At 70.1% G+C, this 22,712-nt stretch carries 22 protein-coding genes; 4 read left to right on the top strand and 18 right to left on the bottom strand.

The features are described from left to right. Positions 1-98: 98 nt before the first annotated feature. The 3 genes from AB0M01_RS39170 to AB0M01_RS39160 all read right to left on the bottom strand — a co-directional run bounded on the left by AB0M01_RS39170 (position 99) and on the right by AB0M01_RS39160 (position 2,357). Positions 99-1,046, bottom strand: coding sequence for a GNAT family N-acetyltransferase (locus AB0M01_RS39170; protein WP_363677878.1), 948 nt, complete (start codon positions 1,044-1,046; stop codon positions 99-101). A 206-nt stretch (positions 1,047-1,252) separates the two neighbouring features. Next, on the bottom strand, positions 1,253-1,852 hold the full coding sequence (locus AB0M01_RS39165; RefSeq protein ID WP_363677876.1) for a hypothetical protein: 600 nt from the start codon (positions 1,850-1,852) through the stop codon (positions 1,253-1,255). Next, positions 1,845-2,357 (bottom strand): sigma-70 family RNA polymerase sigma factor, encoded by a 513-nt coding sequence (locus AB0M01_RS39160; protein WP_363677875.1) that lies wholly within the window; start codon positions 2,355-2,357, stop codon positions 1,845-1,847. The genes AB0M01_RS39165 and AB0M01_RS39160 overlap by 8 nt, the downstream gene beginning before the upstream one ends. Before the next feature lie 86 nt (positions 2,358-2,443). On the opposite strand from AB0M01_RS39160, the gene AB0M01_RS39155 reads away from it, so the two are divergent. Beyond that, positions 2,444-3,031 (top strand): helix-turn-helix domain-containing protein, encoded by a 588-nt coding sequence (locus AB0M01_RS39155; RefSeq protein WP_363677873.1) that lies wholly within the window; start codon positions 2,444-2,446, stop codon positions 3,029-3,031. Between the two features lie 7 nt (positions 3,032-3,038). Continuing rightward, positions 3,039-4,322 (top strand): MFS transporter, encoded by a 1,284-nt coding sequence (locus tag AB0M01_RS39150; protein WP_363677872.1) that lies wholly within the window; start codon positions 3,039-3,041, stop codon positions 4,320-4,322. A gap of 120 nt (positions 4,323-4,442) precedes the next feature. Here AB0M01_RS39150 and AB0M01_RS39145 read toward each other — a convergent pair whose 3' ends face one another. The 9 genes from AB0M01_RS39145 to priA form a co-directional block, all read right to left on the bottom strand. After that, a complete protein-coding gene (locus AB0M01_RS39145) occupies positions 4,443-6,020 on the bottom strand; it encodes an MFS transporter (protein WP_363677871.1) in 1,578 nt (525 codons plus the stop codon). Then, a complete protein-coding gene (locus AB0M01_RS39140) occupies positions 6,017-6,529 on the bottom strand; it encodes a MarR family transcriptional regulator (protein ID WP_363677869.1) in 513 nt (170 codons plus the stop codon). Before AB0M01_RS39140 ends, AB0M01_RS39145 begins: the two co-directional genes overlap by 4 nt. Positions 6,530-6,617: 88 nt before the next feature. Beyond that, the gene (locus tag AB0M01_RS39135) at positions 6,618-6,992 is read right to left on the bottom strand and encodes a MarR family transcriptional regulator (protein ID WP_363677867.1); all 375 of its coding nucleotides are present in this window, start codon (positions 6,990-6,992) and stop codon (positions 6,618-6,620) included. Between the two features lie 134 nt (positions 6,993-7,126). Beyond that, on the bottom strand, positions 7,127-7,888 hold the full coding sequence (gene hisF / locus AB0M01_RS39130; RefSeq protein ID WP_363677866.1) for an imidazole glycerol phosphate synthase subunit HisF: 762 nt from the start codon (positions 7,886-7,888) through the stop codon (positions 7,127-7,129). Positions 7,889-8,073: 185 nt separating this feature from the next. After that, the gene (locus AB0M01_RS39125) at positions 8,074-9,006 is read right to left on the bottom strand and encodes a lysophospholipid acyltransferase family protein (protein ID WP_363677865.1); all 933 of its coding nucleotides are present in this window, start codon (positions 9,004-9,006) and stop codon (positions 8,074-8,076) included. Next, positions 9,006-10,586, bottom strand: coding sequence for a lactate racemase domain-containing protein (locus AB0M01_RS39120; RefSeq protein WP_363677864.1), 1,581 nt, complete (start codon positions 10,584-10,586; stop codon positions 9,006-9,008). Before AB0M01_RS39120 ends, AB0M01_RS39125 begins: the two co-directional genes overlap by 1 nt. Before the next feature lie 39 nt (positions 10,587-10,625). Beyond that, the gene (locus tag AB0M01_RS39115) at positions 10,626-11,825 is read right to left on the bottom strand and encodes a zinc-binding dehydrogenase (protein WP_363677862.1); all 1,200 of its coding nucleotides are present in this window, start codon (positions 11,823-11,825) and stop codon (positions 10,626-10,628) included. Further along, positions 11,822-14,125 carry an HAD-IB family hydrolase gene (locus AB0M01_RS39110; RefSeq protein WP_363677860.1) on the bottom strand — a complete coding sequence of 768 codons (2,304 nt, stop codon included), beginning with the start codon at positions 14,123-14,125 and terminating at the stop codon, positions 11,822-11,824. The genes AB0M01_RS39115 and AB0M01_RS39110 overlap by 4 nt, the downstream gene beginning before the upstream one ends. Continuing rightward, complete coding sequence (gene priA, locus AB0M01_RS39105; protein ID WP_363677859.1) at positions 14,122-14,859, bottom strand: bifunctional 1-(5-phosphoribosyl)-5-((5-phosphoribosylamino)methylideneamino)imidazole-4-carboxamide isomerase/phosphoribosylanthranilate isomerase PriA; 738 nt, start codon at positions 14,857-14,859, stop codon at positions 14,122-14,124. The genes AB0M01_RS39110 and priA overlap by 4 nt, the downstream gene beginning before the upstream one ends. 122 nt (positions 14,860-14,981) lie before the next feature. On the opposite strand from priA, the gene AB0M01_RS39100 reads away from it, so the two are divergent. Beyond that, positions 14,982-16,103, top strand: coding sequence for a cytochrome P450 (locus tag AB0M01_RS39100; protein ID WP_363677858.1), 1,122 nt, complete (start codon positions 14,982-14,984; stop codon positions 16,101-16,103). Positions 16,104-16,109: 6 nt separating this feature from the next. Here AB0M01_RS39100 and AB0M01_RS39095 read toward each other — a convergent pair whose 3' ends face one another. From AB0M01_RS39095 to AB0M01_RS39075, 5 genes are all read right to left on the bottom strand, one after another. Beyond that, complete coding sequence (locus AB0M01_RS39095) at positions 16,110-16,616, bottom strand: hypothetical protein (protein ID WP_363677856.1); 507 nt, start codon at positions 16,614-16,616, stop codon at positions 16,110-16,112. Positions 16,617-16,674: 58 nt separating this feature from the next. Then, a complete protein-coding gene (locus AB0M01_RS39090) occupies positions 16,675-17,427 on the bottom strand; it encodes a class I SAM-dependent methyltransferase (RefSeq protein ID WP_363677854.1) in 753 nt (250 codons plus the stop codon). A gap of 4 nt (positions 17,428-17,431) precedes the next feature. Next, the gene (locus AB0M01_RS39085) at positions 17,432-17,944 is read right to left on the bottom strand and encodes a hypothetical protein (protein ID WP_363677853.1); all 513 of its coding nucleotides are present in this window, start codon (positions 17,942-17,944) and stop codon (positions 17,432-17,434) included. After that, positions 17,941-18,624, bottom strand: a complete 684-nt coding sequence (locus AB0M01_RS39080; protein ID WP_363677851.1) for a slipin family protein — start codon at positions 18,622-18,624, stop codon at positions 17,941-17,943. Before AB0M01_RS39080 ends, AB0M01_RS39085 begins: the two co-directional genes overlap by 4 nt. A 330-nt stretch (positions 18,625-18,954) precedes the next feature. Beyond that, positions 18,955-19,728: a TSUP family transporter gene (locus tag AB0M01_RS39075; protein ID WP_363677849.1), complete on the bottom strand. Its 774-nt coding sequence runs from the start codon at positions 19,726-19,728 to the stop codon at positions 18,955-18,957. A gap of 178 nt (positions 19,729-19,906) precedes the next feature. Here AB0M01_RS39075 and AB0M01_RS39070 point away from each other — a divergent pair, with 178 nt between their 5' ends. After that, a complete protein-coding gene (locus AB0M01_RS39070) occupies positions 19,907-20,710 on the top strand; it encodes a hypothetical protein (protein ID WP_363677848.1) in 804 nt (267 codons plus the stop codon). Between the two features lie 99 nt (positions 20,711-20,809). Here AB0M01_RS39070 and AB0M01_RS39065 read toward each other — a convergent pair whose 3' ends face one another. Continuing rightward, the gene (locus AB0M01_RS39065) at positions 20,810-22,573 is read right to left on the bottom strand and encodes a proline--tRNA ligase (protein WP_363677847.1); all 1,764 of its coding nucleotides are present in this window, start codon (positions 22,571-22,573) and stop codon (positions 20,810-20,812) included. Positions 22,574-22,712: the final 139 nt, after the last annotated feature.

The raw sequence follows: 22,712 nt of genomic DNA, 5'->3' as shown, positions 1-22,712 counted from the left end.
ACCTCTGCGCGACCGCCTCGGGAGTGCCCCGAGGCGGTCGCGCAGTGGGCGGCAGGCGCCAGGCGGGCAGGCGGGCAGGCGGGCAGGCGATCGGATGCTCAACCGATCTGCCGGCCCCAGATGTCCGTGATCACCGTCGGCCGCATCCCCACGCCGAGGTACAGGCCGACCGCCGGCGTCGGGTTCGAGCTGTCCACGTGCAGCATCGTCCCGCTCAACCCGGCCGCCTGGTCCCGCGCGAACTGCTCCCGCAGCAGGTACTTCGCGATCCCCCTCCCCCGCCCCGACTCCAGTACGCCGAGCCGCCCGATGTAGTTGCAGTCGTAGCTGCTCACGAACTCCCCGTTGCACTCCCGCATCCCGACCGCCACACCGTCCAGCTCGGCGATCGTCATCTGCGACCAGTCGAAGGTCGTCCGCGACTCGTGCGAGGCCAGCCACTCGTCGTACGGGCGTGGTCCCGAGCTCGGCTGCGTCGCGAACGCGTCGCCGATCAACCCGTGCACGACCCGCCGCGTCGCGTCGTCGTACGCGCCGACCCGCAGCTTCACCCCGCTCGGCGGCTCCGGCACGTCCACCGGCGCGGTGTGGTCGATCCGCATCAGCTGCACCGAGGTCTCCCGCGCGAACCCCCGCTCGACCAGCAGGCCCTCGAACACCTCGTCCTGCCGAAGCTGCCCGACATGCAGCTCCGACACCGGCCAATCAGCCGCGCGCGCCAGCTCGATCCCCCGAGCCGACGCGGTGTCGAGCAACCACGCCGCCACGCCCGGGTCCGCCGCGAACACGTCCAGACCGACGTACGGCCGTGCGCCGGTCAGCACAGCCGTCGCACTGCCCACCAGCTGCTCCCCGTCGAACACCAGCCAGCTCCCCGTCGCCAGCTCCATCGACGGATCCTGCAGGTAATCCGCGACGTTCTCCAGACTGTGCTTCGGGAACCCGAGCAGCCCCGAGGTGTACGCCCCCATCTGCGCCGTGATCACCTCGGCGTCCCCGAGCTCGGCAGGACGAACGGTCAGCCCAGCGGGCAACGCAGCAGTCATCCCCACATGCTCGGCACCACCACCGAGCCTGTCCAACCGATTAACAGCTCGTCGCCGTCCGTGCCCGCCGCCTGCCCTTTCCTTGTTGAGTTTACAAGCGGACCACCGCAGCACCGGGTGGTTGTCCACAGGACCCGAACGCAGGCGTTGGGCGTTCGGGGGCGACGGCCTCGCCGGGGCGGTCGCGGTCCGTCCCGGCGAGGGCGTCAGTTCAGCAGCACCCGGTCGCCGGTGGTGCCGGCGATGATGCGGCGGGTGCCGATCGCGGTCCGCAGGTCGAGCTGGACGCGGACCGGACCGGTCTGGGCCTTCAGGCACTCTCCGCCGCTCGGCTCGTCGGGCGCCACCACGTAGCGGTACGCCGCGATCCGGGCCGTGGTCGCGTCCTGATCGAGGATGCGGACCATCGTGTGCGGGTTGCACCCCTCCCCGGGCCAGCCGGCCCGGGGTGCCTCGACCACCAGTACCGAAGGGGAACCGGGCAGCGGCCGCACAGCCGTCACCGGGATCTCCTTCTGCAGCAGCATCAGGGTGTTGCCGAACTTGAACTTGGCCGGCGGCGGCCCGTCGTCCAGTACGCCGACCGTCGGCGTACTGGCCGGAGCGGACGGCTCGGCGCCGCGCTGGACGTCATGGGTGACGACCGTGGCGACCGTCGCGACTGCCACCACAGTCGCGACGGCCAGCAGGTTGCGCTGCCGCTTGCGCCGGCGGGCTCCCCACTCCACGCCGGTGAAGGGCGGGGCCTGCTCGGGAGTCTGCTCGTCGACGTACTCGACCAGCAGCTCGGTCCTCAGCTCAGCCATGGGGCACCTCCTCCTGGACGGCGAGCAGCGGGGCCAGGGCCTGCCGGGCCCTGGCCAGCCGGGACTTCACGGTGCCCGGCGGGACCTGCAGTTCGTCGGCGATCTGGTCGACCGGTAGATCCATCACGTGGTGCAGCACCACCACCGCGCGCTGCGCGGGTGGGATCCTGGCCAGCGCCGCCGCCACGTCGAGCGCGTCCCCGTCCGGTTCACGGACCTCTCCTGTTCTGCCGAGCAACTTGGCGGAGGCCTTCTGCGCGACCTGCTGGCGACGCAGCCGGCTGATCAGCGTCCGGACGGCGACCGCCCGCACCCAGGCCTCCGGGTCGTCGTACCGGCGGATGCTGTCCCAGCGGCCGAGCAGTTTCACGTAGGCGTCCTGCGCGACCTCCTCCGCGTCCGCCCGGGAGCCGCCGATCGACACCAGCACACCGATCAGCCGCGGCCAGGTCCGGGCGTAGAGCGCCGCGACCTCCGCGTTCGGATCGGTTTCGGTGTGCCTCACACCGCTAACACGCGCTGCCACCGGACCAGGTTCCATCCTTTTTCGGACTCTTGCACCAGCGAGATGTGAGAGATTACTCTCGAAACATGTCTCTCAGAAATCCGTACGGCGACTTCGAGGTCACCGACCCGCAGGCGATGCGGGCTCTGGCGCACCCGGTCCGGCTGGCCGCGCTGAGCTACCTGCAGCGCCACGGCCCAGCGACCGCGACCCAACTGTCGGAGCACGTCGGCGCCTCGCCGTCGGTGACCAGCTGGCACCTGCGGCACCTGGCCGGCTTCGGCCTGGTCACCGACGGGCCTCCCCCGGACGGCACGGCCGACAAGCGGCAGCGCTGGTGGCAGGCGGTCGCGCGCGGCTTCCGGTACGAGATGCCGGACACCCCCGAGGGCACCGAGGCCGGCCGGTTGCTGCGCGCCGAGATGATGAACCAGGCGCTGGAGTCCGCCCAGCAGTGGCTGGCCGAGACCGAACCGTCCCTCGACCCGGAGTGGACCCGCGCGGTCGGCTCGTCGAACACGCTGCTGTTCGTGACGCAGGACGAGCTGGAGAGCCTGGAGAACGCGATCCAGGACCTGCTCGCGCCGTTCGTGCTGCGCGGCCCGGACGGTGCCCCCGCCGCGGCCCGCCCGGTCCGGCACCTCCGCATGTCGTTGCCCGAAGCAACTGAGTGAGGCTCTGATGAGGAAGCTGTCCGCCACCAGCCTGCTCCGCGACCGGCAGTTTCGGGCGCTGTGGTCGGCGCAGGCCGTCTCCGAGTTCGGCGACCGGGTCAGCGAGCTCGCGTTGCCGCTGATCGCGGTCACGCTGCTCGACGCGAGCGCGTTCGAGACCGGCCTGCTGACCGCCGCGGTCTGGCTGCCGAACCTGCTGTCGCTGTTCATCGGGACCTGGGTCGACCAGCACCGCGACAAGCGGCCGCTGATGATCGCGGCCGACCTGACCCGGACCGTCGTGCTGCTGACACTGCCGGCGGCGTACTGGATGGACATGCTGACGCTCGTTCAGCTGTACGCGATCGCGATCCTGGCCGGTACGGCGCACGTCGTGTTCAACACCGCCAACGCCGCGTTCTTCGTCCGGGTGGTGCCGCGGCCGCAGTTCCTGGAGGCGAACAGCAAGCTCTCGGCGACGCGGTCGTTCTCGTTCATGGCCGGGCCTGCGGTCGGCGGTGTGCTCGTGCAGTGGCTGACCGCACCGGTTGCGATCGTTGTCGACGCATGCTCGTTCCTGTTCTCGGCCGTGCAGGTGTCGCGGCTGAAGGTTGAGCCCGGAGCCGCGGACGAGACGAGCGAGTCGCTGTGGCGGCGGGCGCGGGAGGGCATGGGCTACCTGATGCGGCACCCGTACCTGCGCAGCAGCCTGGGGTGCGCGACGACGGTGAACTTCTTCAACATGATCGGGATGGCGCTGCTCGTCCTGTTCGCCAGCCGGAACCTCGGACTGTCCGCGGGGGTCATCGGTGTCGCGTTCGGCGTCGGGGCGACGGGCGGTCTGGTCGGCGCGATCGCTGCGGCGCCGCTGACCCGGATGCTCGGCGCGGGAAGGCTGATCGCGATCAGCGCGGTGGTCTTCCCGGCGTCGATCGGCATTCTCGCGGTGGGCGGCGGTCCGGTCTGGGCCCGCGCGACCGCGCTCGCGGTTGCCGAGTTCGTCGGCTCGTTCGCGGTGATGTGCTTCGACGTCCCGCTGAACTCGCTGCAGGCCGCCGTGATGCACGACCACATGCGCAGCCGGGTGGTCGGCGCGTTCGCGAGCATCAACTACGGCGTACGGCCGCTGGGCGCCGTCATCGGCGGCCTGCTCGGCACCTGGATCGGCGTCCGCGGGACGCTGCTGATCTCCGCGGCCGGTGGCGCGCTGTCGGTGCTGTGGCTGCTCCGCTCCCCCATCATCAGCACGAAGAGCCTGGACGACCTGCAGCCACCAGAAGGAGTTCTGGTGGGCAGCACAAGCACTGTCTGAGCAACCCGCCTTTCAAGTACCGACCACCCATCAGGTGGTTGGTACTTGAAAGGGCGACGCCCTCAACCACCAAGTACCAGCCACCGATCGGGTGGCCGGTACTCGGTTGGTGACGGGCGACTAGTCGAGCTCGATCGGCTCCTCGATCTTCGCGACGGTGGTCCGCAGCGGGACCTCCTTGATGAACAGGACCGCGATCAGGCTGACCACCGCGCACGCGGCGGCGATCAGGAAGATCCGGCCGGTGGCGTCGCCGTACGACTGACGGACGAGCTCGGCCAGCTGCGGGGGCAGGTGGTTGACGTCCAGCAGGCTGGTGCCGCCGCCGTCCTGGAGCTTGCCGGCCGCGGCGGCTCCGCCGGGACCGTGCAGGACGCCTTCGATCAGCAGGTCCTTGACCCGGGTCGCGAGAACCGCGCCGAGGACCGAGACGCCGACCGCGCCGCCGAGGCTGCGGAAGAACGCGACCGACGCGCTCGACGCGCCGATCTGTGAGACGTCGACGGTGTTCTGCACCGCGAGCACCAGGTTCTGCATCATCATGCCCATCCCGACGCCCATCGACAGCATGCCGAGTCCGACGTACCAGTACGGGCTGGTGTGGTCGATGGTGCCGAGGATGACCAGGCCGATCACCAGCAGGACACCGCCGGCGATCAGGTACCGCTTCCACTTGCCGAAGCGGGTGATCATCTGACCCGACCCCACCGAGCCGAGGAACGAGCCGAGCATCATCGGGATCGTCAGCAGGCCGGCCTCGGTCGGGCTGTAGCCGCGGGCGATCTGGAAGTACTGGCCGAGGAACAGCGCCGACCCGAACATCGCGACCCCGACCGACAGGCTGGCCACGATCGCGAGCGCGGTGGTCCGCTCCCGGACGACCTTCAGCGGGACCAGCGGCTCGGCCGCGCGGTTCTCGACGACGACCGCCAGTACGCCGAACAGGACCGTGCCGCCGACGAACAGCGCCGACTGCCAGGAGACCCAGGCGAAGTCGTGCCCGGCGAAGGTCACCCAGATCAGCGGCAGGCTCGCGGCCGCGCTGATCAGGACGGCGCCCAGGTAGTCCATCTTCACGCGGCGCTTCACGACCGGCAGGTGCAGGTACTTCTGCAGCACCACCAGGCTGACCACGGCGAGCGGGACGCACACGTAGAAGCACCAGCGCCAGCCGAGCCAGCTGGTGTCGACGATGACGCCGCCGATGAGCGGGCCGCTGACGGTGGCGACCGCCATCACGGCGCCCATGTAGCCGGAGTACCGGCCGCGGGAGCGGGGCGGGATCGCCGCGCCGATGATCGCCTGCGCGAGCGCCATCAGGCCACCCATCGCGAGGCCCTGCAGGACACGGGCGCCGATCAGGAACGGCACGTTGTGCGCCATGCCCGCCAGCGCGGAGCCGACCACGAACAGCGAGATCGCCAGCTGGACGAGCAGCTTCTTGCTCATCAGGTCGGACAGTTTGCCCCAGATCGGGGTGGAGACGGTGGTGGCGAGCAGGCTCGCGGTCAGGACCCAGGTGTACTGCGTCTGGCTGCCCTGGAGGTCGGCGATGATCGTCGGCAGGGCGTTGCTGACGATCGTCGAGCTGAGCATCGCCGTGAACAGCGCGGCGAGCAGCCCGACCAGGATCTCGAGGATCTCGCGGTGGGTGAGTTCCGGCGCGGCAGGGGCCGGCCGGGTCTCGGTGACAGTCATCTCTCTCCAGTCGAAGTGGTAGGACGCCTCACGGACGTGGCAGCCTCGGCGACAGCGCCGGCGACTCTGCGCAAGGTCTCGGCGGCGGCTGCCATGTCGTCGTCGTTCCAGTCGGCCAGCGCGGAGCGCAGCTGCCGGGTGTAGCCGGCGTACAGGGCCTCCAGGCGCTCGCGGCCGATCGGCGAGAGCGCGACCAGGGAGACCCTGGCGTCGGCAGGATCGGGCCGGCGGCTCACCAGGCCGTCGGACTCCAGGGCGGTCAGCTGGCGGCTCACCACGGAGGCGTCGACGCCGAGCTTCCCGGCGATCTCTCCCCCGCGCTGCTCGCCATCCTTGGCCAGGACCTTCAGCACGCTGGCGTCGGCCCGCCGCAGTCCGGCGTCGGGCCACAGGTGCCGGTGCTCGATACACCGCACGGCGCGAATCAGGGAGCTGACCCCTTCGAGCACATCCTGCGCCGGCGTGTCCCGTTCGGCCCCCGGGACGGAGGGTTGCTGGGCTAGTTGCATAACCCAACTATATACCTGGATAGTTGGTTTCCACAACCATTTGTGTGTTCTGCGGTGGATTGGTGACTGAGGGTGACCCTGGTTTGGTTTAGCTCAGGTCGGTGTTGAGGCGGCCGAGCAGGCGGGCCAGGTCGGTGAGGTCGTCGCTGTCCCAGCGGTCCAGGATGGCGCGGAACTCGGCCTGGCGCTGGGCGCGCATCGCGTCGTACCGCTCGGCCCCGGCCGTGGTCATCCGGAGCAGGCGGGCGCGGCCGTCGTCGGGATCGCCGATCCGCTCGATCAGGCCGAGCGACTCGAGCTGGCTGAGGCCGCGGCTGACGGTGGACTTGTCGAGGCCGAGCGCCTGGGCGACGTCGGAGGCCCGGACGCCGGCGCCGCCCGCGGCGGTGCCGAGGTCGATCTGGGAGATCAGGGCGTAGCCGGCCGCGTCCATTTCAGGGTGGACGCGACGGGCCAGCAGCATCTGAGCCGAACGAGCCCGACGCAGAAGAATGGAAAGTTCCTGCTCGACGTCAGCGATGAGTTCCGGAGGCCTTCCGGTGGAACGACCTGCTGTCGGACCGGCCTTCGGCTCCGGGCGCTGGGCGACCATCTCGTTCACCGGACCACGATGCCGGCGTCGCGGAGGGCCTTCTTCACGTCGGCGATCCGGAAGTCGCCGAAGTGGAACACGCTCGCGGCGAGCAGCGCGTCGGCGCCCGCCTCGACCGCGGGCGGGAAGTGCTCGGGCGCGCCCGCTCCCCCGCTGGCGATCAGCGGTACGTCGACCACCGCGCGCACCGCCCGGATCAGCTCCAGGTCGAACCCCTGTTTGGTGCCGTCGGCATCCATCGAGTTGAGCAGGATCTCGCCCGCGCCGAGCTCGGCGCCCTTGCGGGCCCACTCGATCGCGTCCAGCCCGGCCGACTTCCGCCCGCCGTGCGTCGTCACCTCGAACCCGCTCGGCTGCTCGGCCGACCGCCGTACGTCGAGCGACAGCACCAGCACCTGGTTCCCGAACCGGTGCGCGATCTCCTCGATCACCGCCGGCCGGTGGATCGCGCCGGTGTTGATCCCGACCTTGTCGGCCCCGGCCCGCAGCAGCCGGTCCACGTCCGCGGCCTCGCGCACCCCGCCACCGACGGTGAGCGGGATGAACACCTGCTCGGCGGTCCGCCCGACCACGTCGTACGTCGTCTCGCGCGACCCGGAGGACGCCGTGATGTCCAGAAAGGTCAGCTCGTCGGCGCTCTCGGCGTCGTACAACTTGGCCATCTCGACCGGATCACCGGCGTCGCGCAGGTTGACGAAGTTGACACCCTTGACCACCCGCCCGGCATCGACGTCCAGACAGGGAATCACACGCACGGCAAGGCTCACGGGGACAAGGCTAGGGCATCGGCCCCAACGACGAGAGCCGCAGGCAACTGCCTGCGGCTCTCGGTGCACCAAGGACTACTTCCAGGCGCGGCGGTTGACCGGGGTCTACTTCCTGGCCTTCTCGACCACCCCTCGCGAGATGATCAACCCGAGTCAACCCTTACCGCCAGGTTGGCCGCGTTCGGCTACTTCCAGGCGCGGCGTTTGCTGGTCGGGGCCTTGATCGGGGTGGTGGACTCCCAGACCCGGCGCCAGCGAGCAGCGTCCGGACCCGACTGCGACGGCGAAGCACCGGTAGCGACCCGGCGACGGGCCTCGTACCAAGTCGTCGACTCCTCGTCGAGCAGAGCCGAGACGGCAGCGGAGATCTTCGGCGCGAACTCGCGGGCGCTCTCACCCTCGGCCGGACGCAGCGGGTCGCCGTACCGGACGGCGACCGTCGGCCGCCCGGGGACCGGCCAGCCGCGGCCTCGGGGCATCGCGGCGAACGAGCCCTTGATGCCGACCGGGACGATCGGCACGTTGTGCTCGACCGCCAGGTACGCCGCACCCATCCGGAACCGCTCCATCCACCCGTCCGGCGAGCGCGTGCCCTCGGGGAAGACGACCACGTTCCAGCCGTCGGCGAGCAGGTCGCCCGGGGTCGCGCTGAGCTTGCCGCCGCGGCGCTCGATCGGGAACGTGTTGAACACGATCGCCGACGCGGTCGCCCGCCACCAGGTGTCGAAGAAGTAGTCCGCGGCCGCCGCGACCGCCGTCTTGCGGCGCATCGCGTCGGGCAGCGTGCAGAGCAGCAGCGGGGTGTCCAGGTGCGACGAGTGGTTGGCCACGATCAGCGCCGGGCCGTCCAGCTTGCGCAGCGAGTCCAGGCCGCTGACCTGCGGGTTCACCTCGAACCGCAGGACCGAGTTCAGCGCGCCCTTCTGCAGCACCTCGCGGACGGCGATCGCGGCCGGCGTCCGGGCCCACTTGGTCGGGAAGACCGAGGTCTCCTTGGGGATCACGTACGGCTCGGCCGAGCGCGGGACCTGGGTCCGCCGGCCCCACCGCCAGCCGCGCGCGACCTGCTTGACGTCGCGCGCGGTGTCGCGGCCGAACCGGACCAGGTTGGTCCCCATCAGCGAACGTCCGCGAGCAGGTGCGGCGGGTTGTGCAGGTAGGTGATCGACGGCGACCGGCCGACCGAGTGGCTGACCATCTCCAGCGCGTCCTGCAGCGTCGAGGCCGACCGGAAGCCCATCCGCTCGACGGTCTTGCGGTTCGCGCCGACCCAGACGATGTCGCCGCAGTGGTCGAGGGCGTGGCTGATCCAGTACCACATGTAGAACGGGTGCACGCCGTGGTAGGCGTACGACGTCCGGTACAGGTGGATGTACCACGGGTCCTCGGCGTACTGCTTCTCGAACTTCGCCTCGATGGTGGCCGGGTCGGTCGACTCCGACAGCACCTCCTCGAAGAAGTCCACGTACGACGGGTGGTGCAGCTGGCTGAACTCGTAGTCGACCGGGTGGTACAGGATCACCGCGCCGTCCTTGCGGACGATCGGGTTGCCCCGGTAGGAGTTGAAGTAGTAGCCCAGCCCCATGCAGGCGGCCAGGATCGGGTTCATCACCGAGTTCACGTTGTACGGGCCGACGAACGGCACGCCCATGATCGCGACGTCGGACTGCCCCTGCACCTCGACCATGTGCTGCTTGTGCACGTTCTCGATGGTCTTGTCGTGCACCGGCTCGATCTTGCCGGCGTGGATCCCGGTCAGCCCGTAGTTGGCCCGGACGTCCTGGAAGATCTTGCGCCGGGCCTTGGCCGGGGCCAGCGCGAGCCCGCGCTTGGCGCCGAGCATCGAGGCCTGGTCCTTGATCGACCACTCCCACTCGCGCTTCTGCAGGAACTCCAGCGGCCCGCCGAAGATGTCGTTGTTCAGCGTGGTCTCGATCTGGAAGACCTTCACGTGCTCGGTGAGGATCTCGCCCATCCGCCAGGCCGAGTGGTGCATCTTGGAGGCCTTGTGGTCCATGAAGGACCGCGAGTGGATCATCGTGTGGCTGTTGTGGTGGTGCTTCAGCGACTTGTACGACGCCAGCCCGATCGACGTCGACTTGTGGCCGCCGTCCATCGCCACCAGGTTCACGTTCACGTAGACCAGCAGGTCGGACTCGGCCGCCCGCTTGGAGATCTCGACGTCCTCGCCGTGCCGGGTCTGGCCCAGGTGGGTCAGGTTCTCGGTGTCCTCGGCGTCGAAGTTGTACAGCTTGCCGTCGGGGAAGAAGGAGCGGAAGACCCGCTCGCCGACGATCTCGCGCAGCTCGTTCGGGGTCAGCCGGCGGTGCAGCGCGTTGGCCGAGATCAGCTCGACGTCGTCGACGCCGGCGTCGGCGGCCATCGTCAGCACGGCCTCGATGATGCGCTGCCGGATGTCCGGCTTCTTCATCGGCGGCAGCGGCAGCGAGATGTCGTCGAACGCGATGGTCAGCCGCATCCCGGCGCGCAGCAGCTCCGGCAGCGGCTCGGACTCCAGCGGGTGCAGCAGCGCGTTCTGGATCGCCTCCTCGACGTCCCGCACCGGCGGCAGCGCCTCCGGCGGGTACACCACCCGGGTGCCGAGCGGGAACCGCTCCAGCAGGAAGCCCTCGCCGTTGTGGACGAGCAGCGGCGGCGTCCGGTCGTCCACCTCGAGTACAAACCCTGGCCGGGACATGTCAGAACCTCTCTCGTCGTACGTTCGTCAACGGCCCCATCAGGAAGCCCTCACATCGAATGCGACCTTCACGGTGCCCAGCCGGCCGGCCGACTGTGCGTGGTCCAGCGCTTCGCGCCAGCGGTACAGCGGGTAGCGCGCTCCGACGACACCGTCGAGCGGCGCCTTCGCGGCCAGCTCCAGCGCGGTCTCGAACGCGGGCCGGTCGTTCGGCTCGCCGAGCGCGGAGGCGTAGGTCCCGGTCAGCTCGAGCTCACGGAACCAGACCGGCGACAGGTCGGCGCCGGTGGACGGCATACCGGCCAGGACCACCCGGCCGCCGGCCTTGGTGACCCGCAGCACGGTGTCGATCGAGTCCTTGCTGCCGACCGCGTCGACGGCGATGTCGACGCCACCGAGTAGGAACTCCTTGGCGTTCAGCTCCGGCTTCAGTCGGAACGCGCCCGTCGCGCGCCGGACGCCGCGGAAGACCTCGTCGGGCGCGACCACGTCGCTGGCGCCGAACGCCTTGGCCAGCTCGCGCTGCTTCGCGTGCTTGGCCACGACGGTGATCCGGCCGGCCTGGGTCAGCTCGCGCAGCGCGAGCGTCGCGAACAGCCCGACCGCTCCGGCGCCGCTGACCAGCACCGACTGGCCCGGCTCGACCTTGGCGCGCAGCGCGGTGTGCACCGCACCCGCCAGCGGCTCGGTCAGGACGGCGCGCTCGTCGGAGATGCCGTCCGGTACGGCGTACAGCTGGCTGCGGTGCGCGACCATCACGTTGCCCCAGCCGCCACCGGTGTCCTGGCAGAAGCCGGTCTGCAGCCCGGGCGCGACGTGGCCGACGGTGATCCGGTCGCAGCGGTTCGTGCGGCCGGTCACGCAGCTCGCGCACGGCTCGACGCCGCGGGCGGCGCAGGTCAGCACCGAGTCCATCACCACGCGGGTGCCCTTGGGCAGGTCCTCGCAGTCCTCGAGCAGCTCGCCGACGACCTCGTGGCCGGGGACGAACGGCATCGACACCAGCGCCGAGAAGTACAGCTTGGTGTGGCCGGTGACCATGCCGAGGTCGGAGCCGCAGATCCCGGACAGGATCGGCCGGATCCGCGCCCAGCCGTCCCGGTCGGCCTTCGGCTCGTTGATCGTGACGAGGCGCAGCGGCGCGGCCGGGCCGGTGAGCACACCGGGGATCCGGCTGCCGACCGCCTTGGCGGCCAGGAACTTGGCCGGTGAGCGGTACATCTCCAGGGCCAGCATCATCGGGCGTTCACTCCCGGGATCTCCAGACGCGAGGAAGTGGTGGGGGTCTTCCAGTCCACGATCTGCCAGCGCGCGGCCCGGGCGGCCCGGAACAGCGACACGTCCGGCGAGACCGCGACCGGGTTGCCGACCGCGGCCAGCATCGGCAGGTCCGAGTGGCTGTCGGCGTACGCGTAGGACTTGGACAGGTCGATGTTCGTCCCGCGGGCGCGGTGCTTGATCCAGGCCGCCCGGGACTCGCCGACCAGCGGCGGGCCGGACAGGTAGCCAGTGCAGCGGCCGCGGTCGTCGACGGCCAGCTCGGCGGCGACGATCTCGTCGAACAGCGGCTCCAGCGGCCGGGTCAGCGGCCGGATCGCGCCGGTGATCAGGATCGTCTTGTGCCCGGCCGCGCGGTGCTCGCGGATCCGGCGTACGGCGTCACCGCTGAGCCGCTCCAGCACGTGCTCGGCGAGCACCTCGTCGACGATCTGGTTCAGCTGGTCGAGGTCGGCGCCCTCGTAGCGGCGGTAGATGGTGCGCAGGAAGGTGCCGCGGTCCTTGCGCTCGGCCGAGATCAGCTTCGGCAGCTTGCGCAGCATCGCGCCGATCTCGCCGACCCGCTGGTGGCTGTCCAGCTCGGGCAGCCGCATCCACAGGTAGGTCTCGATCACGTTCGACGACAGCAGTGTGCCGTCCATGTCGAAGGCCGCGATGATCTCGGCGTCCTCCGACGGCTGCACCTTCTTCAGCACGCCGGCGTTCTCGGCGAGCGCCTTGTTGCGCTTCTTCCGGACGACGTCCAGCCGGCGCATCGACTCCGTCACGCTCGGGCAGTGCAGCTCCTGCAGGTAGTACTGCCAGTCGACGACGGCGGTGTCGCAGGCGAACTTCTCCCGGTCGTCACCCTCGAGCGCGTTGTGCAGCGCGAGCACGTTGTCGTCGACGAACTGCAGCTCGGCCTGCGCGTACTCGGCGTACAGGTCCATGTAGCGGCGCAGGAAGTCGAGGCGCCGCTTCTGCACGTCGAGCTCGCGGGCGTACTTGCGGACCCGCTCGCTGCGCGGAGCCGTGGTGATGATCCGGTCGGCGATCTTGTGCGCCTTCTCGCCGTAGCGCAGCATCGACTCGACCGAGTCGCCGCCGGGGAACTTCCAGACCGGCAGCCGGACCGCGCCGCGCTCGCCCAGGTCGAACGGGTGCTTGGAGAAGTACTCGCGGACCCCGGCGTACAGCTGCTCGAAGGTCAGCGGGTTCCGGGCGCCGGAACCGATGTGGTAGTACTCCGGCTTGCTCAGCTCCGGCTCGCGGGCCATCACCGCGCAGATCGCGCCGACCACGTGGTCGACCGGGATGATCTCGATCACCGAGTCCGGCGACGCCGGGAACTCCGGCAGCTCGCCGCGGCCGTAGGCCAGGATCAGCGGCTCGGCCATCTTGAAGCCCTCGATCCAGCCCGGGTGCGGGCTCTGCACCGCGGACTCGATGATGGCCGGCCGGACGATCGAGGTCGGCAGCTTGGCCGCGAACTCCTCGACGACGCGCTCGCCGAGCGCCTTGGTGAAGGTGTAGCAGTCGGTCCAGCCGAGGCTGCGGGCCCGCTCGGTGCCGGTCTCGACCAGCTTCTTCGCGACCCACTCGTTGCGGCGGCGCTCGGTGTCGGCGGCCGCGGTCAGGTGACCGGCCCGCCGGTGCAGCTTCTCCGACTCCTTGCGGAACTTGGCCAGCATCGCCGCCGAGCGCGACATCCCCTCGACGCGGGACTTCATCGCCATCCCGGCCTCGGCCTCGGTGCGCCAGTCGACGTTGTGCTCGACCGGCGCCTCCGGGATCGCGCCGCGGCGGCGACCGGCGGTGTACGCCGTGGAGATGTGCACGTAGTGGATCGAGTGGCCGTCGACCGCGCGGCTCTCGTCGATCCGCTCCAGCAGGCTCTTGGTGCCGAGCACGTTGGTGGTGAACGCCTCGTGGATCGGCGGGTCGAAGCTGACGTCGCCCGCGCAGTGCACGACGATGTCGAGATCGGTCGGCAGCTCCGGTACGTCGGACAGGTCGCCCTCGACGACCTGCACCCGGGCCGCGGACAGCGCCTCGGCGTCGGCGTACGGGGTGCCCTCGCCGTAGAACGGCTTGAAGATGTCCTTGCGGAGCAGCTGCGCCATCCGGTCGGTGCCCTTGAGGGAGCCCTTCGGGCGGATGATCGCGACCACCGTCGTGCCCGGCAGCTCACCGATGATCCGGTGCAGCAGGGCCTCACCGACGAACCCGGTCACCCCTGTGACCAGGACCTTCTTGCCGTCCAGCTTGTCGGCAAGCCTCACTTGTCGCCTCCACGGGTGAGTTCGAGTGCCTCGGTCAGGGTGAACGCGCCGGCGTACAGGGCCTTGCCGACGATGACGCCCTCGACGCCGTCCTTGACCAGCGTGCTGAGGGCCTTGAGGTCGTCCAGGCTGGAGACGCCGCCGGAGGCGACGATCGGCTTGTCGGTACGCGCGCACAGGTCGCGGTAGAGGTCCAGGTTCGGGCCCTGGAGCATGCCGTCCTTGGTCACGTCGGTGACCACGTAGCGCTCGCAGCCGGCCTTCTCCAGGCGGTCGAGCACCTCGTAGAGGTCGCCGCCCTCCTTGGTCCAGCCGCGCGCGGCCAGCGTCCGGCCGCGGACGTCCAGGCCGATCGCGACCCGGTCGCCGTACTGCGCGATGATCCGGTCGCACCACTCCGGGTCCTCCAGCGCGGCGGTGCCGATGTTGACCCGGCGCGCGCCGGTCTTGAGAGCGGCCTCGAGCGAGGCGTCGTCGCGGATCCCGCCGGACAGCTCCACCTGGACGTCGAGCTGGGCGGTGACCTCGGCGAGCAGCTCACGGTTGCTGCCGCGACCGAACGCGGCGTCGAGATCGACCAGGTGGATCCAGTCGGCCCCGGCCTCCTGCCAGGCCATCGCGGCGGCCAGCGGGTCGCCGTACGAGGTCTCGCTGCCGGCCGCACCCTGCACCAGCCGAACCGCCTGCCCGTCCGCCACGTCGACGGCAGGCAGCAGCACCAGGTTCTCAGACATGGCCCACACCCTAGATGCCCCAGGTTCGTCGAACGTAACCAGATGCCCCGCTGAGTCGTTGGCATCCGATCTGTCTCAGCAATACCAGTACGGCGTGTGGTCTGCCTCGTAGCATCGGTGCCATGGTGAGCCTCGCGGACCTCGAAACCGATCCGCACCCGCTGCTCGCGGCCGTCCGGCCGGTGGGCTGGGTGGACGCGCTGGGCGGGTGGGTGGTGAGCAGCCGGGAGCTCGCGGTGCGAGTGCTGCGGGACCCTGATGTGTTCACCGTCGACGATCCGAGGTTCTCGACGGCGCAGGTGGTTGGGGCGTCGATGCTGTCGCTGGACGGGGCGGCGCACTCGGCGCATCGGGCGCCGTTCGAGCACGCGTTCGGGCTGGCGGAGACTCGTTCGCGGTTCACCGAGCCTGTCTCGTCGACTGTTTCGGAGCTGATCTCGGCCATCGCTGCCGACGGCGCCGCGGATTTACGGCGTACTCTCGCCGGTCCGTTGTCGGTGGCCGTCGTGGCCTACTCGCTCGGGCTGCCGCCGGCCTCGGCGGACACGGTGCTGGGCTGGTACGAGGCGATCTCGGACTCGGTGACGGGAGTCGCGGCCGGGCGGCCGGTGACCGCGGCGGGGGCCGAAGCGTTCGGGCGGCTGCACGCACATGTTGCCTCGGGCATCGAATCCTCGTCGGACGCGCTGGTCGCGGAGGCCGCGGCCGCGGGGCTCGGGGTGGACGAGGTGGTGGCGAACGCGGCGGTGCTGATGTTCGGCGGGATCGAGACCACCGAGGGGATGATCACGAACTGCCTGTGGCATCTGCTGACGTCTCCGTCGCAGCTCTCGCTCGTGCTGGACGACCCGTCGTTGCTCCCGAACGCGCTGGAGGAGTCGCTTCGGTTGGAGCCTGCTGCCGCGGTCGTCGATCGGTACGCGGTCGAGGACGTCTCGCTGGCCGGCGCTTCGATCCGGCGCGGTGACCTCGTCACGGTGTCGCTGGCCGGCGCCGGTCGCGATCCGGCGGTGTTCGCCTCGCCGGACGTGTTCGACGTACAGCGTCCCAACGCCCGCCGCCACCTGGCCTGGGCCAGTGGCCCGCACATCTGCCTCGGGATGCATCTCGCCCGCCTCGAAGCGCTCACCGCCCTGCGAGCAGCCCTGGCCCTACCCGGGCTGCGGCTTGCTGCTTCGTCCCCTCCCCCACGCGGCCTGGTCTTCCGCAAACCGTCCGCCGTGAAGGTGCACTGGGACGTCTAGCGCGTCCTAGTGCTCCTGGTGCCAGTACGACGCGGTCGCCGAGGTCTGCTTGCGGATCACGTCCGGCGCCGGCTCGGCCGGCCAGAGCTGCAGCAGGTACCGGTCGACGACCGGCTCGTCGTCGCAGACCACGTCGACCTCCTTGCCCTTGTCCATGTCGGTCGCGCAGTACCGCGCCCGGTAGCTGACGACGGGGAGCTCGGTCTTCACGAACGGCCCGGAGTCGAGGCCGTGCAGCGTCAGCGTCGTACCGGCGGGCTCGAAGGAGACCTCGACGATCTCCTCCCACCGGTCGTCCAGCTCCGGCTCGGCGTCCAGCCGCTCGACCCGCAGCCCGACCTCGCCGGTGTGCAGCCCGGTGGTGAGCAGCAGCCGGCCCGGCTCGGCGGCACCGCACAGCCCGTTGACCTGGCCCCGGCGCGAGTCGTCGAAGTCGGGCCAGTCCACCCCACCGGTCATCAGGTAGATCTGGCCGAAGGTCAGTCCCATCCGGCCGTCGAAGATCGTCGTCATGCCGCGACCCTAGGTCCGCGAGCGGATTCCGGGCCGAGGATCTGCACGAACGGGCAGATCAGCCCTGACGCCTGAGCACCATCAGGGACGCGCCGACAACCGGCGTCGGCTGCTCCGGGTCGGCCTCGGCGTCCCGGCGGAACTCGGCGAACCCGGCCTCGATCTCCGCGGCCGGCAGGTGCTCGAACGTGGACAGCGCCCGCGCGTTGATCCGCTCGTACAGGGTCTTGAGGCTCCGCGGCCGCTCCGCCTCGATCACGCGCAGCTCGTCCTCGGGGGTCAGTTGGGCTGCGACGGCCATGCGCCGGGTCTCCTCGACCGTCCGGTACATGGCCGCGTCCACGGCGCGCGCCGACGGGAAGTACCGGTACCAGAGCAGCTCCGGCATCCGATCGGCGAACTGACTGCGCAGCAGCACCAGGCCGCCGGGTTTGAGCACCCGGTGCAACTCGTGCAGCGCCTGCTGCTGATCTCTGAAGTGGTGAAAGGATAGAAACAGCAACGCCACGTCGACCGCGCCGTCCGGCAGCGGGATCGCCTCAGCCGCTCCGTCGAGGTAGGTGACGTTGGGATGCTCCGGTGCCTGCTCCCGCATCCGCGCCGACGGCTCCACCCCGTACGCCGGGCCGCCGAACGTGTCCGCCAGCGCCGGCGTGAACCGCCCGATCCCGGACCCGAGGTCCAGCACCGTGAGCGGCCTGTGAGGCGGCGCGATCTCGGCGTACGCTCGCATCCAGCCATCGATCGTCTCCTGGTCGACGGCACGCCCCGCGGCGTACACCCGATGCAGCCGGTCGTCGTAGTCGACCATGCGCTCAATCCTTCCAGGCCTGGTGCCAGTACTTCGCCATCTCCGAGGTCTGCTTCACGATCACGTCCGGCTCGGCTTTCGCGGGCCAGAACTGCAACAGGTATCGATCGAGCGCCGGCTCGTCATCTCCCACTGTGTCGGCGTCCGCAGCCGCATCCATCCCACTCGCGCAGTACCGCACGCGATAGTCCGCACCCGGCAGTTCGAGCAGGTGCACTGCCTCCCCCGCCCACTCCACCAGCGCGACCTCATCCTCCACCGGCCGGAACGAGACCTCCACGACCTCTTCCCAGCTGCTGTCCACGGGCGGTTGGTCGTCGTACAGCTCGACGGTGAAGGTGGTGTGCCCGAAGTGCAGCCCGGTGGTCAGAAACAGCGTCCCCGGCAGCGCCGCTCCGCAGAGCCCGTTGACCTGCCCGTGGTTGGACTCGGCGGGATCACTGGCGAACGTCCCACCCGACATCACGTACAGCTGGAAGTAGGAGACCCGCACCGGGCCGTCGTACAGGACCTTCATCCCCGAGACGCTAGACCATCCGGGGTCAGCACCACGGTCGCCCCGGAGTCCGCGGCCACCTGCACCAGCCTGAGCGTGGCCAGCGCCGGATGATCGTCGAGCACCTTCGCCGAGTTGGCCAGCGACCGTAACGCCGCGGCTTCGCCCCGCGCCCGCTCCAGAGCAGCCCGGCCCCGCTGGCGTTCCAGCGCGGTCTCGGCCAAAGCAGTCCGGAGCTCACCCACCACCCCGAGATCCCGAACCGCGACCTCCAGCACGGTGATCCCCAGCTCGGTCGCCGCCGCCCTCAGGTTGCTGCTCGCCTGCCCGAGCGCTGCCGCAACGGCCGCGCGCCCTTCGGGCCGAAGCAACTCGTCCATCTCGCGGTGACCGATCGCGTCCCTGACCTCCAGCTGGAGTGCCACGTGCAGCAGGTCCTCCGGGTTCTCAGCCTTCTCCACGAACGCCCGGGCATCGGCGACCTTCCACCGGGCGACCGCCGTCACCCGAACGGTCACACCGTCGGCGGTGAAGATCTCCTGACCGGACACGGCCAGCTGCCGGATCCGCAGGTCGACGCGTTCGCGCCGGGTGCGGCGGACCTGGCGTACGGCGTACCGTCCGGGCTCGAGCTGGGACTCGAACACGCCGTCGCGGTACACCAGCACCTGCTCGTGCGCCTGCACGGTGATCTTCGCCATCGCCGGCCTCCGTCGTCGTCGCGTGGGCTGCCCCGGGGCGCACCCCGATCCCCGGCGGAGGCTCCAGCTCGTCACGAGCAGCCGGGCCCGCAAAGCCGGCAACCGGGACCCGTGCGCCCCCGGGACAAACCACTGATCCGCTCCACCCGCGGGGTGAAGACTGCAGAAGCACCGCACCGGGTACGACACGCAGGACGACCTCGGAGACTCTCCGGGCCCGCTGCTGATCCGGCCGTGCCCGCCCAGTGTGGGGCCGACCGGGGGCCAACAGCAACCGAATAGGCTCCGCGCTCCCGGGTCCGCCATACATTGCCTCAGGCAATCAACTTCTCAGCCGAAGATGTCGTACGCCAGCCGCAGGATCAGCGCGCTGACCACGACCAGGAAGATCACCCGGACGAACTTGCTGCCCTTCGCGACCGCCGTCCGGGCTCCGAGCAGGCCGCCGACCATGTTCGCGGCGCCCATCGTCAGCCCGAGCCCCCACAACGGCGCGCCGTGCGCGGCGAACACGGCGATCGCACCCAGGTTCGTGGCGACGTTCGCGATCTTCGCCTTCGCGCTCGCCTGCAGGAAGTTGTACCCGAGCAGCCCGACCAGCGCGAAGATCAGGAACGACCCGGTCCCGGGCCCGACCGCGCCGTCGTAGAACCCGATCAGCAGCCCGACCGCGCCGGCGGCGACGTAGTGGTTCCGCCCGTCCCACCGTAGCGCGGTCCGGGCGCCGAGCGACGGCTTCAGCGCGGTGTAGATCGCGACGCCGATCAGCAGCACCAGCACGATCGGCTTGAACCAGCTCATCGGGATCTTCGTCGCCACCAGCGCACCCGCGGCCGCCCCGAGTCCGGCGAGGATGGTCAGCGGCAGCACGGTCCGCTTGTCCGGGCGCACCTTGACGCCGAACGTGACCGCGCTGGTCGCCGTACCGCAGAGCGAGGAGATCTTGTTGGTCGACAGGATCTGCGCCGGCGAGGCGTTCGGCAGCCCGAGCAGCATCGCCGGCAACTGAATCAGGCCACCGCCCCCGACGACCGCATCGATCCACCCCGCCGAGAAGGCCGCGACCACCAGGAACACCACGGTCCACAGCGAAATGTCAGGCACAAGTCCCCATGATCAGGTAAGGACGTAGTACCAATAAACCCTTACCGACCCGGACGTGACCGACCCCACTCGCGAGGGCTGGACTTCTGCCCCGAACCCGCAGCCGGGTTTCACGTCGACAACCCCACGACGGCACGACGGTCCTGTGCGACAGTCGGATCAGAGAGGGGTTGACCACATGAGCTCATCGATCCTCCCGCCCGAAGGCGAGCACCTCGCCACCGGTTGGGAACCCGACCTCCCCGCCGACGACTCACTCGTCCGCCAGGCCGTCCTCGCCCACGCCTCCTGGGCGGTCGCCGCCGCCCGCCGAGCCGACCGCCCCTGGTACGACGACGCCACCTGGTCAGGCGGAATCCTCGGCGACCGCGGCCCGATCACCAACTGGATCATCCCGAAGCAACCCGTCCCCACCCAGGACGTCATCGCCGCCGTCGACCGCGAACTCCCCCGCGACGTCCCGTACCTCTTCGTCAGCCCGTGGCCCACCCCCGACCTCACGCCGTACGGCCTGGCCCTGGCCGGCCACCCACCCCTGATGATGCACTTCCCCAACACCCCAACCGCCCCACTAACCACCACCCTCGAGATCCGCCAGGTCACCACCCCCGAGGAACTCGCCGACGCCGAACAGGTCCTCGTCAACGGCTACCCCCTCCCCGAGCTCCAGCCGTACCACCAAGGCGACCTCTACTCCCCCACCTTCCTCGCCGGAGACACCGCCGCCTGGGTCGCGTACGACGGCCCAACCCCCGTGGCAACCTCAGTGGCCCACCACGCCCACGGCATGACAGTCGTCGAAAACGTAGCCGCCCTCCCCCAAGCCCGAGGCCGCGGCGCCGGCGCCGCCATCACCTGGGCCGCCACCACTCATCACCTCACCCACCCCGCCACCCTGATCGCCAGCGACGCGGGCCAGCCGATCTACCAACGCCTCGACTACGTACGCCTGGAACGCTGGACGGTGTGGGTCCGCCCCTGACTCCTCCGCTCCGAGTCATCGTTCATGGATTGTCTTCCTGGAAGTGCGGAAGCCCCCCGCCGGAACGGCGAGGGGCTTCGGCAGCAACAGCTGATCGGGCTAGCTGCGGACGGCGGCGAGCAGGTGGGCTACCACCTCGTCGACCGGGACGTCCGTGCGGTCGCCGGAGCGGCGGTCCTTGACCTCGATGGTGCCTTCGGCGAGGCCCTTGCCGACGACGGCGATGGTGGGGACGCCGAGGAGCTCGGCGTCCTTGAACTTGACGCCGGGGCTGACCTTCTCGCGGTCGTCGTAGAGGACCGTGAGGCCCTGGGACTCCAGGGCGGCGGCGATCTCGGCGGCCTTGGTGAAGACCTCGGCGTCCTTGCCGGTGGCGACCAGGTGGACGTCGGCCGGGGCGATCTCGCGGGGCCAGACCAGGCCGAGGTCGTCGTGGTTGCCTTCGGCGATCGCGGCGACGGCGCGGGTGACGCCGACGCCGTACGAGCCCATGGTGACCGTGACGAGCTTGCCGTTCTGGTCGAGGACCTTGAGGTCGAGCGCCTCGGCGTACTTCTGGCCGAGCTGGAAGATGTGTCCCATCTCGATGCCGCGCGCGGTCGACAGCGTGCCGGAGCCGTCCGGTGCGTCGTCGCCGTCGCGGACCTCGGCGGCCTGGATCGTGCCGTCGGCGGTGAAGTCGCGGCCGTGCACCAGGTTGATCACGTGGTACCCGGACTTGTCCGCGCCGGTCACCCAGGCCGTGCCCTCGCCGACCCGCGGGTCGAGCAGGTACCGGATCCCGGACGCGTTCTCCTTGCCGAGCACGCCCGGACCGATGTACCCCTTGGCCAGCGCCGGGTTCTTCGCGAAGTCGGCGTCCTCGAACGCGACCACCTCGGCCGGCTCGACCTGCGCGCCGAGGCGCTTCTCGTCGATCGCCCGGTCACCCGGTACGCCGATCGCCAGCGGCTCGCGCGTCCCGTCGGGGTGCACCAGCATCACCAGGACGTTCTTCAGCGTGTCGGCGGCCGTCCACTCACGGCCGTCGGTGCGCGCGTGCTTCGCGTTCAGCGCGTCGACCAGCGTCTCGATGGTCGGCGTGTCCGGGGTGTCGACCACCTCGGACGCGGGCACGTCGGCGAAGTCGACCGGCGCGGCCTGCGGCACGACGACTGCCTCGACATTGGCGGCGTACCCGCCCGGCGAACGCACGAACGTGTCCTCACCGTTCTCCGCGATCGCCAGGAACTCCTCGGACGCCGACCCGCCCATCGCACCGGACATCGCCTGCACGATCACGTAGTCGAAGCCGAGCCGGTCGAAGATCGCGATGTAGGCCTTGCGGTGCAGCTCGTACGACGCCTGCAGCCCGGCCTGGTCGATGTCGAAGGAGTAGCTGTCCTTCATCACGAACTCACGCCCGCGCAGCACACCGGCCCGCGGCCGCGCCTCGTCGCGGTACTTGTTCTGGATCTGGTAGATCGACAGCGGCAGATCCTTGTACGACGAGTAGAGGTCCTTCACCACCAGGGTGAACATCTCCTCGTGCGTCGGCCCGAGCAGCATGTCGGCGCCCTTGCGGTCCTTCAGCCGGAACAGGTTCGGCCCGTACTCGGTCCAGCGGCCGGTCGCCTCGTAGGGCTCGCGGGGCAGCAGCGCCGGGAAGACCAGCTCCTGGGCGCCGATCGCGTTCATCTCGTCGCGGACGATCTTCTCGACGTTGCGCAGCACCCGCAGGCCGAGCGGCAGCCAGGTGTAGATCCCGGGCGCGGTCCGGCGGATGTAGCCGGCGCGGACGAGCAGCTTGTGGCTCGGGACCTCCGCGTCCGCCGGGTCCTCGCGAAGGGTGCGGAGGAACAACGACGACATACGCAGAATCACGGGAATCTCCAGGCAAGAACCAGTAGGACAGAAACTTCGGACACCAAGGAGGATATCCGTCTCCGGCATTCCGTCCGACCAGTTATCCCCAACCCCACCACCAGCACCCGCCGTGGGGCGGGCGGGGGGGCGGGGCGGC

This window comes from Kribbella sp. NPDC051770, assembly GCF_040681455.1.
Lineage (GTDB): Bacteria > Actinomycetota > Actinomycetes > Propionibacteriales > Kribbellaceae > Kribbella.
The sequence above is the reverse complement of the archived record's forward strand: the minus strand, read 5'-3'. Positions and strand labels throughout refer to the sequence as shown.

Coding starts and splice junctions, on each gene's coding strand:
- AB0M01_RS39125 (WP_363677865.1), bottom strand. CDS start 9,006: ATGGGGACCAACCTGGTCCGGTTCGGCCGCGACACCGCGCGCGACGTC.
- AB0M01_RS39095 (WP_363677856.1), bottom strand. CDS start 16,616: ATGACGACGATCTTCGACGGCCGGATGGGACTGACCTTCGGCCAGATC.
- AB0M01_RS39135 (WP_363677867.1), bottom strand. CDS start 6,992: ATGCTGCTGGCCCGTCGCGTCCACCCTGAAATGGACGCGGCCGGCTAC.
- priA (WP_363677859.1), bottom strand. CDS start 14,859: ATGTCTGAGAACCTGGTGCTGCTGCCTGCCGTCGACGTGGCGGACGGG.
- AB0M01_RS39165 (WP_363677876.1), bottom strand. CDS start 1,852: ATGGCTGAGCTGAGGACCGAGCTGCTGGTCGAGTACGTCGACGAGCAG.
- AB0M01_RS39145 (WP_363677871.1), bottom strand. CDS start 6,020: ATGACTGTCACCGAGACCCGGCCGGCCCCTGCCGCGCCGGAACTCACC.
- AB0M01_RS39150 (WP_363677872.1), top strand. CDS start 3,039: ATGAGGAAGCTGTCCGCCACCAGCCTGCTCCGCGACCGGCAGTTTCGG.
- AB0M01_RS39070 (WP_363677848.1), top strand. CDS start 19,907: ATGAGCTCATCGATCCTCCCGCCCGAAGGCGAGCACCTCGCCACCGGT.
- AB0M01_RS39170 (WP_363677878.1), bottom strand. CDS start 1,046: ATGACTGCTGCGTTGCCCGCTGGGCTGACCGTTCGTCCTGCCGAGCTC.
- AB0M01_RS39120 (WP_363677864.1), bottom strand. CDS start 10,586: ATGTCCCGGCCAGGGTTTGTACTCGAGGTGGACGACCGGACGCCGCCG.
- AB0M01_RS39140 (WP_363677869.1), bottom strand. CDS start 6,529: ATGCAACTAGCCCAGCAACCCTCCGTCCCGGGGGCCGAACGGGACACG.
- AB0M01_RS39080 (WP_363677851.1), bottom strand. CDS start 18,624: ATGGCGAAGATCACCGTGCAGGCGCACGAGCAGGTGCTGGTGTACCGC.
- AB0M01_RS39115 (WP_363677862.1), bottom strand. CDS start 11,825: ATGATGCTGGCCCTGGAGATGTACCGCTCACCGGCCAAGTTCCTGGCC.
- AB0M01_RS39155 (WP_363677873.1), top strand. CDS start 2,444: ATGTCTCTCAGAAATCCGTACGGCGACTTCGAGGTCACCGACCCGCAG.
- AB0M01_RS39085 (WP_363677853.1), bottom strand. CDS start 17,944: ATGAAGGTCCTGTACGACGGCCCGGTGCGGGTCTCCTACTTCCAGCTG.
- AB0M01_RS39090 (WP_363677854.1), bottom strand. CDS start 17,427: ATGGTCGACTACGACGACCGGCTGCATCGGGTGTACGCCGCGGGGCGT.
- AB0M01_RS39100 (WP_363677858.1), top strand. CDS start 14,982: ATGGTGAGCCTCGCGGACCTCGAAACCGATCCGCACCCGCTGCTCGCG.